Below are 19711 nucleotides of genomic sequence, written 5' to 3'. Positions count from 1 at the left end.
ATGGTAGAACATAAATTTAAACTTAAAAAAGCAGCTTTGGCAGCATTGTTTATGTTTGGTTTTATTCCTTTTGTATTTACATCATGTGAAATTTTCAATAAAAAAGTATTGCTTAAATTTCAAATACCATATGCAGTAAACTCTTCTACATTTAAAAGAGTTTCGACGGTTATTGATAAATTTAACCGTGAAAACAAAAAAACTAAAATTGAACTTATTCCTGCACAAAGTCGTAGAGAATTATATAATCATATTACATTGGGCATTGAAGCTAAAAATAAAGATTTACCTAACTTAGTAATTCATTATCCTAGCCTAGCATATTACGCAGCTTCACAAAATAAAGCTTTAGATTTTTCTTCAGCTTTAACATTATCTTCATTATCATCTGATTTTTTAAAACAATATAATCGTTTTAATTCAGATAAAATAACCAATTTACCATTAGCCATAAGTTCTGAAGCGTTAGTTATAAATAAACCTTTATTAGGCTACTTTCTTTTAGAGCTTGAAAAATATGCAACTAAAAATGGTATCAGTTTAAACTTGGAACGTGTTCCAATTTTTAAACTTGCAAAAGATTACTTTACAAATCTAAAAACATCGACAAAAGTTGAAGATCTTGAACTTTGAAAACTTAAATTTAATTTTAATAAAACTTTAATTTTAGATAATAAAAATCTTTTTGAAGATCTTGACTTAAATAGCTATGAAAACTTGTTCCGTTTTACTTCGGTAATTCACGCTTCAACTGAAAAAGGAAATGTAGATTATCTATATTCACAGTCAGTTGTTAACACAACTTATTCAATTATGTTTAATGATGCAAATCAAGATTATAATCATTATTTTTTAAAATATAATTCTTCACAAACATTAGATATAAGAAATATTTTAGAAAATCCAGATAGACAAAACGAACTGAAAAAAATTTACTTTTTATATAAAACGATGTTTGAAGATAAAGAATTAAATATAGCCTTTGGAAATGAAAACACAAGTGAAATAAACTCTAAGTTTTTTTCACTTGTGTCTAATAGAATATATGACACAATTAAAAGAAGGCTGCCTAATTTAGACGATTTTCTTTTCTTAAATGCACCTATTAAAAATGCAAATAGCAAAGAAAATGGATCTTATTTTTTACAAGGTCTTAACTTAATTGGAATAAAAAAATCAACAAAAGAAAACCAAGCTTTATTAGATTTTGTTAAATGAATGTATAATAAAGATAACTTTTCTAAATATACAATTAATAATAAACAATATTTTTTAACACCTGTAGAATATTTAAATCTATCTTTAGGTTATTATTACCCTTCTGATAATTTTGATTCTATAATAGAAAATTCACAAGAAAATGTAACTTTAAAAAATATTAAAAACTTATTTGATTCACAAAATGTGAAATTCTTAGAACCAGTAGATTTTGAAAGTGAAAGATTTAGAAGAGGTTTATTGTTATCTATTCAAACTTTAAAAAGAGGTATTGATTTAGGAAACCCAATAGATTTTGAAACATTTATTAACACAATAAAAAGAGGTATATAATGCTTGATTTTGAAGATTATAAAAGATATTATCATTTAGATGCTAAAAAACTAAGTTATTTAAAAAATCTAGAAAGCTTAGAAATAAAAAAATTTATGCAATCTTTTAATTACATAAATAATAAATTTTTAGCCCCTATTGCTTTTGATAATCACTCATTTAATGAACTTAGTGTCCTTTTTTTAAGCCAGGCAATTGCTAAAGAAGCATTTTTAAAAAATTATAAAACTATTCTAATAGCAACAGATAAAAGCCATCCATTTTTATTAAAAGCAATAAAAATAATTGAAAACGTTTTAGCAGCTAATGATATAAAAGTTATTAATTATTCAGAATATGAAGCAGTTAATGAATCTTTTTTAATTTACACTGTTAAAAAAATTAAAAACTTTGATTTAGCTATTTATTTAAATCAATATTCATTTGAAGGCATTTTTGCTTTAAATATTTTTAATTCAAAAGGAAAAAATATAGAAAACGAATTTATAAAAAATGTTTTAAATAATTTAGAAAATTTAAACTATGGGGATATAAAAGAATTTCAAAATGATAATGACAAAATAGATTTTGAAAAATTAATAAATGAATATACTGATGATTGTTTAGAAAATACTTTTTTAAAAAAGGCAAATAAACAACTTTCAATAGGCTTTGTATCTTCACAATACAACATGAGTTTTATTAAAAAAATCATTGGAAGAAGTGATATTGAATATCAAATTTTCAATAAAAAAATAAAAGAAGATAAGCCTGAAAAAATCACTTTTTCATTGATTTTTACTAAAAAATTAGCAAAAATCAATTATTTTGTTAAATTTTCATTTGATTCTAAGAGATTTTTTATTTACTATAAACTTAAAAAAAATCGCTTTAATATTACATATAAATTAATAGATATAAATGACTTGATTTTATTATACATTTTATTTTCAAATCATATTTCTTCAATTAATTATGAAAATAAAAAATTAAATAGTGTTATAGGAACACTAGCAACTAAAAAAGAGGCTATATATAATATTTCAACAAAATTCAATTTATTATATAAAAATGAATTTTATGAAAATTTAGATTTAAGTAATTTAAACAATTATTTATATTATGATGAAAACTTTAATATAAGTTTTTATGAAGAAAAGTTTGCTGACTTTGATTTATTTTCAAACTTAATAAAAATAATTGATATGTTTAATTACTATCAAACTCAATCAATGGACTTTAATAGATTGTATGAACAAAACATTTCAGTTTATACAAAAAACTTAATTAATTATGCTTCTTTTGATTGCACATTAGATAATTTAAGTAACTTTTTAACTAAATTATCAGCTCAAAAAGATATTGCCGCTTTACCTTTTAGTGCGCTTGAAAATCTTGAAAATTATCAAAGTGAAAAAGAACAATATATAGCTAAATATTACTTTCAAGAAAATGAAAATTTAGTAATAAAATATAGCTATGATCTTCAAAAAGTAATAATAATATGTCAAGAAAGTTTTGAAACACAAGGTAATTTATTTAGAACATTTAAACACTATTTTAAATATTTTTTAAAAAACTTTTCAAGAGATTTTACTCTTAATGAAAAAATAAATCAATTTGAAAAATAACTATTGAAAAATAGTATTAAATCTTTAAGATTTAATATACAATAGTTATTTTTTTTAATATAATTTTTAAAAATATAAGGAGTCTATATGAAAAAGTCTAAAAAATTATTATTAAAATCATCTACATTATTTTTAATGACAGCTACTGGTTTTTTAACTCTAGCTTGCAATAAAAACCAACCAAAACCCGAACTTAAAAAAGTAAATTTAGGTTCTTCTTTTTCAGCTATTGAAGAATTTAAAGCAGAAGATACTTATCCTGAAATAACTGCTTTATTTTCAAATTCATTAGTTGATAATTACTTAAATTCTTCTACTTCAAATGCTGATGCTGAAAAGAAAATAATTAATATTAAAACAACCTATTTATTAGCTAAAAAAATAAAAGAAAGTCATAATTCTTTACTTTCAATTAGTTCAGATAGTGAAATAGCTTCATCTCCACTTAAAAAGAATATTGATTCAATCATTGCTGATTATAATGCAAAATTTGCTGATAATAAATTAAATATTGATGCAATAGTAAACAATCAACATATTTCAGATCAATCAGCTTTTGATTTTATTTTTGATTCTTTAAGTAAATTAAACAAAGCAATAGATGATTTAAAAATAGAACTTGCAAAAGCTTCAAAAAATACTGAAGATGCTTTTAATAGTTTAAAAAGTCAAATTTTTGATCAAATCTCTTTACCAATAAATCAAAAAATAAATGAAGCATTTAAGAACAATTTAAAAGGCTTATTTGTTAGAACCTTAAATTCTTATGCTGATCCTAATGCTGAAAATGTTTTAACTTCACTTCAAGCTTTAGCTAACAAATATAATGATTATTTATTAATAGTTAAAGAATTTTTAACTTTTAAAGAACTATATATGATGCTTTTTCAAGGTAAAGATTTTAATAGCTTTAGTTTAGCTATTAAAAACAAATACAATGATTTAAAAGCAAGATTTTTAGATGATGAAAAAATTAAAGATTGAAATTTAGATAATATAGATGAAATAAGAACTAAATTAGATGAATATAAATCTATTTTCAATTTATTTAATCAAGAATCATTAAATCCTAATTTAGACTTTAGCAATTTTGACAGTATTTTAAACTCTTTTGAAGATGATATATTTATAAATAAAATTTTATTTGATGCTAAAAAAACAACTTTAAAAACTCAAGATGCAATTAATGCTTATGCACAAAAATTAAGTACTTTAAAAAATAAAGTTCATAAAGTTTTAAATTTATATAATGAAAAAAATGACGCTTTAATTAATGAAGCTAATAAAAATGATTTAAAAGCTTTATTATCTACTTTATTTACTTCTGATAATAAACTTGATTTTTCTTTAAATAATGAACCTGATACACTTATTTCAAAATTAGATCAAATTAAAAATAATCTTTCAGCATTTAGTCCAAGACATAGTGAAAGAGATCCAGAATTAACTAAAAAAATAGATGCTTTAAGTTCTTTAATTGATTCATTAGATAGTTATTTAAGAAATTTAGGAGCCTTAAAACAAACTGTTTTAGCAAATATAAACTCTTTAGCTTTAGCTGATCAAGCTACTTTAGATATTAATAATTTAAAAACTAAATTACAAGCTATAACTGAAAAAATTAAAAGCCTACAAGCTAAAAAATTAGATTCAGATAAACAACAAAAATTAGATGAGATTTTAAATAACTTTTATGATTTAAATAAAATTCTATATTCTAATCAAACTTTAAGTTTATTTAATGATGTATTAACTCAAAAACAAAATGCTTTAAATCAATTTGAGCAAACTTATATAATAGCTCCACATGAAAGAGATTTAGCAGCATTTAGCACTAGAGTAAATCAAGAACTAACTTTAAAATTAAATGATAATTTAGAAAGATATGGCTTAACAAATAAATTAACTCCTTTGTCATTTACAGATAATAATTTTGATTTATATACTTCTTTAATAAAACCTAGAGGAACAGAAGTTACAAGAACTTCATATTCAGTAGATATTCATGAACCTCAAAAATTAAAAGTTTCATATACTGTTAGAGCTTTAGATAATCCAAGTTTTAGTACAACAGTTAAAAAAGAATTAACATTTACAAAAGATGTTAATGCTTTATTAAATGCGCTTGACTCAGTTTCAATTGAAAATCTATTTACAGTTGATTATGATTATTTAAATACTTTATCTTATGATCAAGCAAATGACTATTCTTTATTTAATGATTATGTATCAAAAAATAATGATTATATAAATGGATATTTTAAATATCAAATTCATAAAGATGGATTTTTAGTAAAAGATGGAACTGCAACAAAATTAAAAGTTGATTATTTATTTAATAACGGCATTTTAAAAACAGTTGATGTTCCTATGCCTAAATTACATTTTATTGCAAATAGTGATGTGGCTGTAAGATTAGATTTTAAAGATGATTTTAAAACAACAGAGTATTACACTAATCCTACTAAGTTTGGATTTCGTTTAGATAATTATTTTGCACAACAAATGACTCTATATGCAACTGGCATTAGCAAGTTTGTAGTTAATCCTACAGCTAGACGTCTATCGAGTGAAAGCCAATATCAGTTAAATGAACAAGAAAGAATAGCAGGATTTAAAAGTATAATTTCCAATATAACAAAAAATATTACTGAAGAACAACTAATCCCATATTCAGATGATTTATTAATAGATGTTGATACTAACGAAAACATTATTAAATTTAAAATTAATAAGGATGGTACTACTAAAAACGCATATTTACAAGTTAAAAATTTAGGAGATGCCGCTACTGCTACAAATAGAGAAGATGAAAAAAGAATTTTAAGATTATTAGGATATACTGAATTTAAAACTGTTGACGAAGCAAATAAAAAATATAGCGATCATGTTTTAGAAAAAGTAGAAGTAAAAAATAAACTTGAAACTCATTCTCAATTAGTAGCATGAGACGCTGCTAGAGTAAAGAGCGATCTTGAAAGATTGTATACATTTCCTTCTTTTGGTCAATATCAAGTTTACATAAAATCTGTTAAAAATGTAGATACAAAAAATGGGGCAGTAGATTTAGTTCTTTGATATAAACATAATGGACAAGAAGTAGAAATACCAAGAGGTTTAACAGAAGATTCTATGAGAAAAGTTCATTTAAAATACTTTAAGCCTTTAATGTTCGAAGATATTAACCCAAGAAATAATAGCGTATTTAGTTCTCAAGATTTTACTGGAAATGGATATCAAAATATAGATTCTAGCGATATTACGAAAATTCAAAATATTAACTCAACGAACTTTACATATAGAAGAACAAAAGCATACATTAATTCTAAAAATCAAAAACTAGGCTATGCTTTAGTAGATCCTGAAGATATTGTTCAACAAAAAGCCTATACTAAATTAAATTATTTAATTGGTTTTAAAGGACAAGTCGCTAGAAGTGAAGATGAAAATAAAGATGCAGAAAATGCAAGTAAATTTGATAATTTACCAGATTCAAAAGAGGCGACGCCAAAAAATACAGTTGTTCAAAATTCTACAATTACAATTTCAACTGATGAAATCAAGCATAATGGAGATTTAACAAATCAAACTAATTTAAATGAATTATCAAATAAGTATTTTATTTACTTTATTGATGTTAGAGCTTCAAAAGGTAAGAATAACAAAAACGCTAAAACAATGACATTTAAATTAGGTTTTATTGATAAAAATGATGTCAATAAAAGATACTTATTGAATAAAGATATAACCTTAGATAATCTACAAAATGACTATAAAAATAATTTATATCCAGAAGTTATTTTAAATAATATAACTTTTGAAAACTTAAATTTAGTTAGCCTTAGCCAAATAACTGCTGAAAATTTAAAAAGTCAAATAGGACAAAGTTTGTTACAATCTGCAAATATTAAATATAAAGAAACTGGCAAGTCAAATCCTCAAGAAATTGAATATAATAACTTTACTTTAAACTTAAACACTATAAAAATAGCTGATGTTAAAATAAAAGACGCAAGACAAGGCAAAGCATACATTAGATTGAAATATCAGCCAGCAAATAATGGACCTGCAATTCTAGGTAATAGATGATATTTAATTGAGGGTTTAAAAGCTTCAAGTTCTACTGAAACAGCAAGCGAAAATAATTTAACATGAAAAAACAATGCATTGCATGAAATATATTCAAGCAGCTCAGTAAAAAGACAAAGAGAAATTGAAGCTTATTATAAAGATTTATATTGAAGCTATGATGAAACAACAAATACTGCTTCATGAACTTTAAAACGTAAATATATTGAAAAAACACTATTAGATTCAACAAATACATCAGCTGAGTTAGATATGAGTTTATTTGGTAATGTATTATTCCAAGATGAAAGACGTTTCTTACGTTTTGGGGATCCTTTTAAATTCACTTTTAATGTAAAAGAATTGCAAAATCACGCTATTACTAAAGAATTTTCAACTAATGCTTTAGATTATGTTAATGGTTTGACAAGAAAAAATGCTCCAGGAATTAAATTAATTTTAAAAGCAGAATTAAATGGCGAAGGAATTGTCTTTAGTTTAAAACCAGAAAAAGTTGAATATAAAATTTTTATTTCACACCCTGAAGATGAAGTTATTAGATCCTTAGATTTAACTGGTCCAAGAGGCGGAGAATTTAAATCTGATAAAGCATTTTTATTAAGAAAAGCAGCTGCTAAAATAACTATTAGATACGAAAACAATAAACAAAAAGAAGATTTTGGTTTTGAAACTAATAAATTTGATTATAAAAAACTAAGCTATACTCAAGAAAATATGCCAATTTTATTCAGTAATGATTATTCAAAATTATGAACTGAATATTCACCAAATCAAAATGTTTCATATAAATTCCACGAAGGTTATTTATTAAGTAATGAATATTTAAACTTTGATCAAAATAATACTCCATTATTTAAAAACTTAAGAGAAAGAACAATGGCTTATAATTATGGTTCAGCTACTGTAATTGGAAAAGCTTCAAATTCTGAAGATAATACAAAATTCTTTTTATTAACTAATAACCACGTTGAAAAATATGAAAATATTCAAGCATTAAAAGAAAACAGTCATCAAGTTGCTTGAAGATATTTAACTCGTTATGGTAAATACTTTAGCAACAATATAAATGCGGGTCATAGTTATTGAGGTGGTTTATATACTGTTGGTGTATATCCAAAAGTTGTTTGAACTGGAAAAGATCAATTAAATAATCAAGGTTTAAATCCTGTTAGAACAGATTTAACTATTATTGAAGTTGACATTAAAGACATAATTAAACAAGCTAAAAGCGATGGACGATATGAAACCGCTTTATGATTTGAAAATTGAAAAAATATTACAGATTTCAATTTAAATTATGTTGGTGATAAAGTAAATGATATTGATAATATACCTTATGCATATCATGGCGGAAATAACGGTTTTCCTTTTGCAAAACAAGCAGGATATATTATAAATAGAGCTAAAATTTCTTCAGCTGGAATTAGATTAGATTATCAAAATGGATATGTTCCTGCATTCTTTAATCAAGGTAACTCAGGAAGTGGTGTTTTTGGTGAAGAAGGATTGAATACTGTAGTTAACTCAGGAACTCCTTTAAAAGTTTTAAACTCTTGAAATTATGCTTCAAAAAGTCACAACTTTATGGGAATAAATAATCAAAATGAAGACCCACTTTCATTAAAAAACACAAATTCATTTGCTTCAATTTTATATAATCTAAATATAAAAGATCCACATAATTATGACATTCCATGATTTTTAAAGAAATAGGTTTATAACCTATTTTTTTATACTTTTAAAAAAACTTTTAGTTTATTTATAAACTTTATAAAAGTTTTTAACTTTTTTAGTGTAAAATAGTATATGCATTGGAACAGCAAAATAATATTTTTAAATTGTTTTTTATTTTGTTATAAATTTGATAGTAGGTAAGCTGTATTCTGAAATCATTAGAATAAAAAACTTTAAAAAGAATTATTTTCCTTTGCTTTTTAGAAAGGAAATATTATGTCAAGATTTACAGGCTCAATGTTTAAAAGATCAAGAAGATATGGAACTTCTTTATTAGAAAATAACAAAGAATTTTCTAAAGGTAAAAAACGTACAACAGCACCTGGACAACACGGTGCTAAAAGAGCTAAACCATCAGATTACCAATTACACATGTACGAAAAACAAAAAGTTAGATACATGTACGGTTTAAATGAACGTCAATTCAAAACCCTATTCTTAGCAGCATCTAAAAAACACGGTGTTACTGGGGTTAACTTATTACAAATGGTTGAATCAAGATTAGACAACTTAGTATTCAGAGCTGGTTGAGCAAGAACAAGAGCTCAAGCAAGACAATTCGTAAACCACGGTCACTTCACAGTTGACGGTCACAAAGTAAACATTCCTTCAATGTTAATTAAACCTGGATCAGTTATTGAAATGAAAGCTTCACTTCAAAATAATGCTGAAATGAAAGCTGCAATGGAAGTTATGACTGTTTCTCCATGATTAACAAAAGAAAACTTTAAATTAACATTTACAAGAGTTCCTGAAAGAAATGAATTTGCACACGAAATAAACGAAGCTTTAATCGTTGAATACTACAACCGTTTAGTTTAATTAAAACAAGTTACATCGCAAGATGTGGCTTTTTATTTTGAAAAAAAAAAAAAATACACACTTTTTTGCAAATTTGAGAATTAACTAGGTTAAATAATAAAAATAATTATTTTTATTTAAAGTAAATTAAAAAATATGTTTTAATTTTATAGTAATAAAAAGAAGATGAATATGAGTAAAAAAAGACTTATTAATTGAAGATATAAATTATTTAAAAAATATATTAGAAAAAATAAATTATGTTTAATTTCGATCGAAATGGATCGTATTTTCTATCCTCATATTCACTACTATTTTTGAACTCCATATGTTTTAGAAGACAGCAAATTCATTTTTAGAAAACTAACTAAAGAAAAGCAAATGCAAAAATATATAAACTATAATCTTGATTTAACAGCTGAACAAAAACAAGATTTAATAGACATAATGAATATGGAAAAAGAAGAAGCTCTTTTTGAAGAAAAAAATAGCGATAATAACGAAAATAAAAATAATAATGTAAGTATAAGCCCAACTCAAACAATTACAAGTGAAATAAAAGTCAAAAAAGAAAAAGCAAAAATAGAAGATAAAAAACCAGTTGAAGATTTAAATTCTATTTTATTTTCAGAACCTGAAATTCCAAATAAAGAATAAAAAAAGTAAAGAGATTAAACTCTTTACTTTTAATTTAAAACGGTTTTTTGTTCAATTTTTTCAAGTGCTGATTCAACCATTACAGCCATTTTAGAACTTAGATATTCAGCTATAGGATTTTGTCTATCTAAAAAGATTTGATTAGCTTTAGGTAAAAGCTTGCTGTAGTTTTCATATGCTTCAACTATAATTAAATCTTTTGGGGCCATTTCAATATCTTTAGTCATCTCAGTGATTTCTTTATCAACAAAACTTGGATTTGCAAAAATATAATATGGTTGAACAAATAACTGAAAGCCTTTTGGTGCATTTTCCATTTCAGCTATCAAAATAAAAACAATGTCTTCGGATTTGCGATTTAAAAATAAAACTAAATTATTTAAAGCTTCTTTTAAAACATTGCTATTTACAAAATTATTATCTGGATTTCTATCATCTCAAATATTTATAGTTTCTAAAGAAAAAGTTAAGGTATTTGGAATTATAAATATTTCTTTTAGATCACCATATAAATTTTTAAAAGTTTCTAAATCATATTGACTTGGATTTGTAATTTGATTTAATATTAACTGTGAATTTAAAATAGGTTTTTCTGAAAGTTTTATATAAACAGTAAACTCAATTGTTTTAAATAATATATAACCTTTAAAATCATCTTGATTTAAAGGAATTAAAGATTTTGAATAATACATTTTTTCTCCTATTTTAATTATATATAAAAGCAACTAAATTTACTAGTTATTAAGATAATAAAAAAAAGACCACAGAACACAATACTTCTCGACGTGGCTGCTATATTTCTATCCTGACCAGATTACAAGGTTATCATTCCCGTGGCATAATTATTATACAACAAAAATAAAAACAATTATAATATTAATATGGTAAAAGAAGAAAACAAAATATTATTGTTTAGTTATGGAACAATACAAGATGAATTATTTTATAAAAATTTATTTAATGAAAATACAAAAAAATTTAAAGCTTCTTTAAATGGATATGCTAAATGTGTAGACGATACATTATATTTTTTATTAAAAAAAGATAAAGCATCTCAAGTTAAAGGAACAGTTTTTGAAATAACAAAAGAAGAGCTATTTTTAGTAGATAGATGAGAGTTATTCCCTGAATATCAACGTTTTTTTGTTAATGTTTTAAATGAAGAAACAAATGAAATTGTTGAGAATGTTTATGTATATACTAAATTAGAAGTTGGTCGTGTTTTTTTAGCACCAGAAGATATGCCTTTTTCTAAAAATCCTTCAGCAACTGAAGAAAATTTAAAAGCTTTTATTGAAATTGAAAAAGCAACAAGTCATTTTCCTATTTCAGATTTTTTATTTTTATATAAAATTACAAAAGAAGAACATGACAGCATGCAAAATATAACTCATCCATATTTTTCAATGATAATAGAAGATCATAAATCAAAACAAATTATTCATGAACCTTGCGCAATGTTTAGCTTAGCTGAAAAAAATGAATATTATGCAGTAGTATGTCAATTTGGAAGAAAAAACAATTTAAATAGTTTGTTTTATTATAGAACGTTTCATAACTTAATTAAAGATTTTAATCCATCAATTAATTTTAAAAGTCATTATGACAATTTTGATATTCCATTTATAAAAACAAAAAAACCTGATTATTGTTTACAAATGACTCAAAAACCTGAGCTAAAAGAAGATTTAGTAGGTTGAGCTGAAGATCGTGCTTTTCAATATGCTGTACGTGATTTTAATATAGATCCTTTTAAACGTTATAATATTTTATTACAAGGCTTTTTTGAAGGTAAACCTAAAAATGATAAATAAAGAAGCAAAACAAAATAATAAACTTGCTATTAAATTAGCTAAAAAAGAATTAGATGACAAAAAATTAGTTCAAAAACAATCAGAATTAAAAGAAAAAATTCAAGAAATTAAACAAAGATATATAGCAGTTTCAAAATCTACAGAATTAGAATATAAAGAAGCTGTTTATCAAGCTTTAGGTCCTGTTTTAGAAAAATTAGGAATTAAAATTAAAAGCTTTGATAATAATATTTCTGGAAGTATCGCTTTATTACCTGAAGAACTACAAAAAGAAGTTGAAATATTATCAAAAGATGTTTTAACAGTAGAAGAAGCTAAAGTTAAAGATGTTCTAGAAGTAGCAAAAAGAGTTGACATTACTAAAAACTTAGCAAAACGTCCAACTCAATTATCAGGTGGTCAACAACAACGTGTTGCTATTGCACGTGCTATTGTTAAAAAACCTAAAATTCTATTATTAGATGAACCTTTATCTAACTTAGATGCTAAATTACGTATTTCAACAAGAAAATGAATACGTTCAATTCAACAAGAATTAGGTATCACAACAGTTTTCGTTACTCACGATCAAGAAGAAGCTATGTCAATTAGTGACAAGATTGTATGTATGTCAACTGCTCAAGTTCAACAAATTGGTTCACCAATGGAATTATATTTAAAACCTAAAAATGAATTTGTTGCCAGATTCTTAGGTATGCCTGAAATGACAATCGTTGAAACAGATGTCAAATCTGGAAACGTTTTATACGAAGGCAAAAAAGTTGCTAAAGCTCCTGCTAACTATGCAAAATCAAGAATTGATTTAGGATTTAGAGGAGAAAACTTAATAGAAGATCAAAATGGTGTAATTGAAGGCAAAATTAAAGTTGTTGAATATCTTGGAAAAGAAATTCAAGCTCAAATTTATATTGAAAAATTAGACAAAATTGCTAACGTATTTTTAGGTGCTAAAGACCGTTATGAAGTTGGCGAACTTGTTAAATTAAATATTAAACATGAGTCATTGTTCCACTTATTTGATGTAAATACTAAGGAACATGTATAAAAAATGCGTACTTATTTTTGAAAAAAATACAGGGTTAAAAATCCTGGTTTAGCATTAAGCGTTTTAAACACAAAGGTACCTTTCTGAAAACCTTTTATGCTTATGTTGCCTTCTTTAATTACAATGGGTTTATTTACAATTTTCCCATTTATAATAGTAATTATTACAGCACTTAAAACACAAGTTGGTTTTACGACTGCTGACACAGCAATTGGATTAGGAAACTTTAAGTTTATTTTTTCAACAAACAAAGCTGTATTTGATGTAGCTGTTAGAACATCATTACTATACTCAATATTATCATTGCCTATTAGTTTAATGATTTCTCTTTTAATATCAGCTGCTATTTCTCAAGTTATTAAAACCTGAGCTAGAAGCTTTTGACAAACTGTGTTTTTCTTACCATATGTAACATCAGGTATTGCTGTTTCTCTAGCATTTGCCTACATCTTTAAATCAGATGGTGGTTTGATTAACATAATATTACAAAAACTAAATTTAATTCAAAAGCCTATCCAATTTTTAGACAGTTCTAATAATCAATTTGCACCTTTCATGGTTATTTTAGTTAGAGGTATTTGAGGAAGTTTAGCTTTCCAAATTCTTATCTTAACAACAGCCATGTTATCAGTAAACCCAGACTTATACAAATCAGCCTCAATTGATGGTGCTTCAAGTACAAAACAATTTTTCAAAATTACATTACCATCAATTAATAAAACAATCTCATTCTTATTCACAATGGGTATTATCGGTGGAATTAAAACTTTCCCATTAGCATTGTTTGATAACAGTTCTCAAAATGCAATTACATTTAACGGGGCTTCATTAATGCTTTATGTTTACCACTGAACAGTTTCAGCACAATATGGTCGTGCAGCAGCGGCATCTATTGTTCTATTCTTAATCGGACTAATCATTTCATTTGGTTTAAGAAGATTAGTATTCTTAACATTTAAACTATCAAATAATTTAGGAGAAAGACGTGTCTTTAGAAAAATTGAAAGCGCGACATTGAAAGGAACAACAGTTTTTAAAAGCTAAGCAAGAAGTAATGAGCAAGCCATACTCTTCAACAAGTGCGGCTGCAAAATTAGCTGGTTGAGCATTTAAAATATTTGTTTTAGTATTTTTCGCATTAATAATTATTTTTCCATTCTATTTCATGATTAGTCAATCATTAACAAACCGTGAGCTAACTATTTTAGCTTCAAACACTCCTGCTGTATTATTCCCAAGAGCTACTGCAACTGATCCTACAGTATTTCACTTTGATAACTATAGAGCTGCCTTAGTTAGTGGATATCTACAATCTGTAGTATTTACAATTGGTGTAACCTCATTATCAATTCTAGTCAGATTATTTTTCTCTTTAACATTAGGTTACGCTTTATCATTAAATAATTGAAAAGGAAAAGCTGGATTCTTTGCTTTCTTCTTATCATTAATGATCCTTCCAGAAATTGCTTTATTGGTAGGTCAATATATCGTTGTTGTTCGTATGGGATGACAACAAAAAGAATGGTTATGATTTGCTTTAATAGCACCATTCACCGCTTCAATTTTCTTTGCATATATGTATAAAAATGCATTTGAAGCAATTCCAAATTCAGTTAAAGAATCATCAATGTTAGATGGAGCAAATGGATTTAAATATTTTGTTAAAATTGCTTTACCAATGGTAAGTTCAACAACATGAACAGTTGCAATTCTAACTGCTTTTGCTTCATGAAACTCATATACATGACCAGCATTATTGATGTCTGGTTCTGCTAAAGAAGTATGAAAACCAATGAACTTGTGAGTATTTGACACAGGCAAAGATTTAAATGAAGAAGTACCTAGAGTTTACGGTTCTATACGTATGGCTGGTACAATTCTAGCAATTCTACCTATGTTCATTATTTACTTTGTATTAAGAAAAAGAATTATGAATGCTATTTCAAGAAATGGAAATGCAACAAAAGGATAGAATATGGATCACAATTTATCAATTTCAGTTATAAAACTACGTAAACAACAAAAAAAGAAAATGATTCTTAGATCTATAGGCTTAATATTCATTTTCTTAGCAATTATCATTGGTATAGTATTCGTAGCATTGTGTTTATTCGGGCTAATAAATGTGCCTATTCAAATCCACAGAATCGGTGGACTATAAAACATTTAATATATTCTGTGTTAGTGAAAATTTCTTGCCTTTAGGCAGGAAATTTTTTGATATAATTTTAACATATGGTAGAACATAAATTTAAACTTAAAAAAGCAGCTTTGGCAGCATTGTTTATGTTTGGTTTTATTCCTTTTGTATTTACATCATGTGAAATTTTCAATAAAAAAGTATTGCTTAAATTTCAAATACCATATGCAGTAAACTCTTCTACATTTAAAAGAGTTTCGACGGTTATTGATAAATTTAACCGTGAAAACAAAAAAACTAAAATTGAACTTATTCCTGCACAAAGTCGTAGAGAATTATATAATCATATTACATTGGGCATTGAAGCTAAAAATAAAGATTTACCTAACTTAGTAATTCATTATCCTAGCCTAGCATATTACGCAGCTTCACAAAATAAAGCTTTAGATTTTTCTTCAGCTTTAACATTATCTTCATTATCATCTGATTTTTTAAAACAATATAATCGTTTTAATTCAGATAAAATAACCAATTTACCATTAGCCATAAGTTCTGAAGCGTTAGTTATAAATAAACCTTTATTAGGCTACTTTCTTTTAGAGCTTGAAAAATATGCAACTAAAAATGGTATCAGTTTAAACTTGGAACGTGTTCCAATTTTTAAACTTGCAAAAGATTACTTTACAAATCTAAAAACATTGACAAAAGTTGAAGATCTTGAACTTTGAAAACTTAAATTTAATTTTAATAAAACTTTAATTTTAGATAATAAAAATCTTTTTGAAGATCTTGACTTAAATAGCTATGAAAACTTGTTCCGTTTTACTTCGGTAATTCACGCTTCAACTGAAAAAGGAAATGTAGATTATCTATATTCACAGTCAGTTGTTAACACAACTTATTCAATTATGTTTAATGATGCAAATCAAGATTATAATCATTATTTTTAAAATATAATTCTTCACAAACATTAGATATAAGAAATATTTTAGAAAATCCAGATAGACAAAACGAACTGAAAAAAATTTACTTTTTATATAAAACGATGTTTGAAGATAAAGAATTAAATATAGCCTTTGGAAATGAAAACACAAGTGAAATAAACTCTAAGTTTTTTTCACTTGTGTCTAATAGAATATATGACACAATTAAAAGAAGGCTGCCTAATTTAGACGATTTTCTTTTCTTAAATGCACCTATTAAAAATGCAAATAGCAAAGAAAATGGATCTTATTTTTTACAAGGTCTTAACTTAATTGGAATAAAAAAATCAACAAAAGAAAACCAAGCTTTATTAGATTTTGTTAAATGAATGTATAATAAAGATAACTTTTCTAAATATACAATTAATAATAAACAATATTTTTTAACACCTGTAGAATATTTAAATCTATCTTTAGGTTATTATTACCCTTCTGATAATTTTGATTCTATAATAGAAAATTCACAAGAAAATGTAACTTTAAAAATATTAAAAACTTATTTGATTCACAAAATGTGAAATTCTTAGAACCAGTAGATTTTGAAAGTGAAAGATTTAGAAGAGGTTTATTGTTATCTATTCAAACTTTAAAAAGAGGTATTGATTTAGGAAACCCAATAGATTTTGAAACATTTATTAACACAATAAAAAGAGGTATATAATGCTTGATTTTGAAGATTATAAAAGATATTATCATTTAGATGCTAAAAAACTAAGTTATTTAAAAAATCTAGAAAGCTTAGAAATAAAAAAATTTATGCAATCTTTTAATTACATAAATAATAAATTTTTAGCCCCTATTGCTTTTGATAATCACTCATTTAATGAACTTAGTGTCCTTTTTTTAAGCCAGGCAATTGCTAAAGAAGCATTTTTAAAAAATTATAAAACTATTCTAATAGCAACAGATAAAAGCCATCCATTTTTATTAAAAGCAATAAAAATAATTGAAAACGTTTTAGCAGCTAATGATATAAAAGTTATTAATTATTCAGAATATGAAGCAGTTAATGAATCTTTTTTAATTTACACTGTTAAAAAAATTAAAAACTTTGATTTAGCTATTTATTTAAATCAATATTCATTTGAAGGCATTTTGCTTTAAATATTTTTAATTCAAAAGGAAAAAATATAGAAAACGAATTTATAAAAAATGTTTTAAATAATTTAGAAAATTTAAACTATGGGGATATAAAAGAATTTCAAAATGATAATGACAAAATAGATTTTGAAAAATTAATAAATGAATATACTGATGATTGTTTAGAAAATACTTTTTTAAAAAAGGCAAATAAACAACTTTCAATAGGCTTTGTATCTTCACAATACAACATGAGTTTTATTAAAAAATCATTGGAAGAAGTGATATTGAATATCAAATTTTCAATAAAAAAATAAAAGAAGATAAGCCTGAAAAAATCACTTTTTCATTGATTTTTACTAAAAAATTAGCAAAAATCAATTATTTTGTTAAATTTTCATTTGATTCTAAGAGATTTTTTATTTACTATAAACTTAAAAAAATCGCTTTAATATTACATATAAATTAATAGATATAAATGACTTGATTTTATTATACATTTATTTTCAAATCATATTTCTTCAATTAATTATGAAAATAAAAATTAAATAGTGTTATAGGAACACTAGCAACTAAAAAAGAGGCTATATATAATATTTCAACAAAATTCAATTTATTATATAAAAATGAATTTTATGAAAATTTAGATTTAAGTAATTTAAACAATTATTTATATTATGATGAAAACTTTAATATAAGTTTTTATGAAGAAAAGTTTGCTGACTTTGATTTATTTCAAACTTAATAAAAATAATTGATATGTTTAATTACTATCAAACTCAATCAATGGACTTTAATAGATTGTATGAACAAAACATTTCAGTTTATACAAAAACTTAATTAATTATGCTTCTTTTGATTGCACATTAGATAATTTAAGTAACTTTTTAACTAAATTATCAGCTCAAAAAGATATTGCCGCTTTACCTTTTAGTGCGCTTGAAAATCTTGAAAATTATCAAAGTGAAAAAGAACAATATATAGCTAAATATTACTTTCAAGAAAATGAAAATTTAGTAATAAAATATAGCTATGATCTTCAAAAAGTAATAATAATATGTCAAGAAAGTTTTGAAACACAAGGTAATTTATTTAGAACATTTAAACACTATTTTAAATATTTTTTAAAAACTTTTCAAGAGATTTTACTCTTAATGAAAAAATAAATCAATTTGAAAAATAACTATTGAAAAATAGTATTAAATCTTTAAGATTTAATATACAATAGTTATTTTTTTAATATAATTTTTAAAAATATAAGGAGTCTATATGAAAAAGTCTAAAAAATTATTATTAAAATCATCTACATTATTTTTAATGACAGCTACTGGTTTTTTAACTCTAGCTTGCAATAAAAACCAACCAAAACCCGAACTTAAAAAAGTAAATTTAGGTTCTTCTTTTTCAGCTATTGAAGAATTTAAAGCAGAAGATACTTATCCTGAAATAACTGCTTTATTTTCAAATTCATTAGTTGATAATTACTTAAATTCTTCTACTTCAAATGCTGATGCTGAAAAGAAAATAATTAATATTAAAACAACCTATTTATTAGCTAAAAAAATAAAAGAAAGTCATAATTCTTTACTTTCAATTAGTTCAGATAGTGAAATAGCTTCATCTCCACTTAAAAAGAATATTGATTCAATCATTGCTGATTATAATGCAAATTGCTGATAATAAATTAAATATGATGCAATAGTAAACAATCAACATATTTCAGATCAATCAGCTTTTGATTTATTTTTGATTCTTTAAGTAAATTAAACAAAGCAATAGATGATTTAAAAATAGAACTTGCAAAAGCTTCAAAAAATACTGAAGATGCTTTTAATAGTTTAAAAAGTCAAATTTTTGATCAAATCTCTTTACCAATAAATCAAAAAATAAATGAAGCATTTAAGAACAATTTAAAAGGCTTATTTGTTAGAACCTTAAATTCTATGCTGATCCTAATGCTGAAAATGTTTTAACTTCACTTCAAGCTTTAGCTAACAAATATAATGATATTTATTAATAGTAAAGAATTTTTAACATTTAAAGAACTATAATGATGCTTTTCAAGGTAAAGATTTAATAGCTTTAGTTTAGCTATTAAAAACAAATACAATGATTTAAAAGCAAGATTTTAGATGATGAAAAAATAAAGATTGAAATTTAGATAATATAGATGAAATAAGAACTAAATTAGATGAATATAAATCTAT

At 24.3% G+C, this 19711-nt stretch carries 16 protein-coding genes and 1 other RNA gene; 15 read left to right on the top strand and 2 right to left on the bottom strand.

Features of this window, described 5'->3' with window-relative positions:
* The 5 genes from EGN60_RS00080 (at position 1) to EGN60_RS00060 (ending at position 10442) form a co-directional block, all read left to right on the top strand.
* Entirely contained in the window at positions 1–1551 is a 1551-nt protein-coding gene (locus tag EGN60_RS00080; protein WP_124724088.1) for an extracellular solute-binding protein, read from the top strand.
* Positions 1551–3161, top strand: a complete 1611-nt coding sequence (locus EGN60_RS00075) for a hypothetical protein (protein WP_124724087.1) — start codon at positions 1551–1553, stop codon at positions 3159–3161. The genes EGN60_RS00080 and EGN60_RS00075 overlap by 1 nt, the downstream gene beginning before the upstream one ends.
* An 87-nt stretch (positions 3162–3248) precedes the next feature.
* Positions 3249–8963: an MGA_1079 family surface serine endopeptidase gene (locus tag EGN60_RS00070; protein WP_124724086.1), complete on the top strand. Its 5715-nt coding sequence runs from the start codon at positions 3249–3251 to the stop codon at positions 8961–8963.
* Between the two features lie 237 nt (positions 8964–9200).
* Entirely contained in the window at positions 9201–9806 is a 606-nt protein-coding gene (gene rpsD, locus EGN60_RS00065; RefSeq protein WP_124724085.1) for a 30S ribosomal protein S4, read from the top strand.
* Positions 9807–9971: 165 nt separating this feature from the next.
* Positions 9972–10442, top strand: a complete 471-nt coding sequence (locus tag EGN60_RS00060; protein ID WP_124724084.1) for a hypothetical protein — start codon at positions 9972–9974, stop codon at positions 10440–10442.
* Between the two features lie 29 nt (positions 10443–10471).
* Here the strand turns inward: EGN60_RS00060 and EGN60_RS00055 are convergent, their stop codons facing one another.
* Together EGN60_RS00055 and ffs are read right to left on the bottom strand one after the other, a co-directional pair.
* Complete coding sequence (locus EGN60_RS00055; RefSeq protein WP_124724083.1) at positions 10472–11134, bottom strand: hypothetical protein; 663 nt, start codon at positions 11132–11134, stop codon at positions 10472–10474.
* 56 nt (positions 11135–11190) lie between these two features.
* Positions 11191–11287: signal recognition particle sRNA small type (gene ffs, locus EGN60_RS00050), an RNA gene on the bottom strand.
* A gap of 36 nt (positions 11288–11323) precedes the next feature.
* On the opposite strand from ffs, the gene EGN60_RS00045 reads away from it, so the two are divergent.
* The 10 genes from EGN60_RS00045 to EGN60_RS00005 all read left to right on the top strand — a co-directional run bounded on the left by EGN60_RS00045 (position 11324) and on the right by EGN60_RS00005 (position 19184).
* Complete coding sequence (locus EGN60_RS00045; RefSeq protein ID WP_124724082.1) at positions 11324–12256, top strand: gamma-glutamylcyclotransferase family protein; 933 nt, start codon at positions 11324–11326, stop codon at positions 12254–12256.
* Positions 12246–13301: an ABC transporter ATP-binding protein gene (locus tag EGN60_RS00040; protein WP_124724081.1), complete on the top strand. Its 1056-nt coding sequence runs from the start codon at positions 12246–12248 to the stop codon at positions 13299–13301. The genes EGN60_RS00045 and EGN60_RS00040 overlap by 11 nt, the downstream gene beginning before the upstream one ends.
* Before the next feature lie 3 nt (positions 13302–13304).
* Entirely contained in the window at positions 13305–14345 is a 1041-nt protein-coding gene (locus tag EGN60_RS00035; RefSeq protein WP_124724080.1) for a carbohydrate ABC transporter permease, read from the top strand.
* Positions 14287–15273 carry a carbohydrate ABC transporter permease gene (locus EGN60_RS00030; RefSeq protein WP_124724079.1) on the top strand — a complete coding sequence of 329 codons (987 nt, stop codon included), beginning with the start codon at positions 14287–14289 and terminating at the stop codon, positions 15271–15273. The genes EGN60_RS00035 and EGN60_RS00030 overlap by 59 nt, the downstream gene beginning before the upstream one ends.
* Before the next feature lie 3 nt (positions 15274–15276).
* Positions 15277–15462 carry a hypothetical protein gene (locus tag EGN60_RS00025; RefSeq protein WP_124724078.1) on the top strand — a complete coding sequence of 62 codons (186 nt, stop codon included), beginning with the start codon at positions 15277–15279 and terminating at the stop codon, positions 15460–15462.
* A 74-nt stretch (positions 15463–15536) separates the two neighbouring features.
* Positions 15537–16391, top strand: coding sequence for a hypothetical protein (locus tag EGN60_RS00020; protein WP_124724077.1), 855 nt, complete (start codon positions 15537–15539; stop codon positions 16389–16391).
* A 95-nt stretch (positions 16392–16486) separates the two neighbouring features.
* Positions 16487–16951 carry a hypothetical protein gene (locus EGN60_RS00015; protein ID WP_124724076.1) on the top strand — a complete coding sequence of 155 codons (465 nt, stop codon included), beginning with the start codon at positions 16487–16489 and terminating at the stop codon, positions 16949–16951.
* Complete coding sequence (locus tag EGN60_RS03410; RefSeq protein WP_157977601.1) at positions 16939–17085, top strand: hypothetical protein; 147 nt, start codon at positions 16939–16941, stop codon at positions 17083–17085. The genes EGN60_RS00015 and EGN60_RS03410 overlap by 13 nt, the downstream gene beginning before the upstream one ends.
* Positions 17085–17528 carry a hypothetical protein gene (locus EGN60_RS00010; protein ID WP_124724075.1) on the top strand — a complete coding sequence of 148 codons (444 nt, stop codon included), beginning with the start codon at positions 17085–17087 and terminating at the stop codon, positions 17526–17528. The genes EGN60_RS03410 and EGN60_RS00010 overlap by 1 nt, the downstream gene beginning before the upstream one ends.
* Positions 17529–18773: 1245 nt before the next feature.
* Positions 18774–19184, top strand: a complete 411-nt coding sequence (locus tag EGN60_RS00005; RefSeq protein ID WP_124724074.1) for a hypothetical protein — start codon at positions 18774–18776, stop codon at positions 19182–19184.
* Positions 19185–19711: the final 527 nt, after the last annotated feature.

Source organism: Mycoplasma struthionis, from assembly GCF_003855455.1.
Taxonomy (GTDB): Bacteria; Bacillota_I; Bacilli_A; order Mycoplasmatales; family Metamycoplasmataceae; genus Metamycoplasma; species Metamycoplasma struthionis.
Note: the sequence above shows the minus strand (reverse complement) of the source record. Positions and strands in the feature narration are given on the sequence as shown.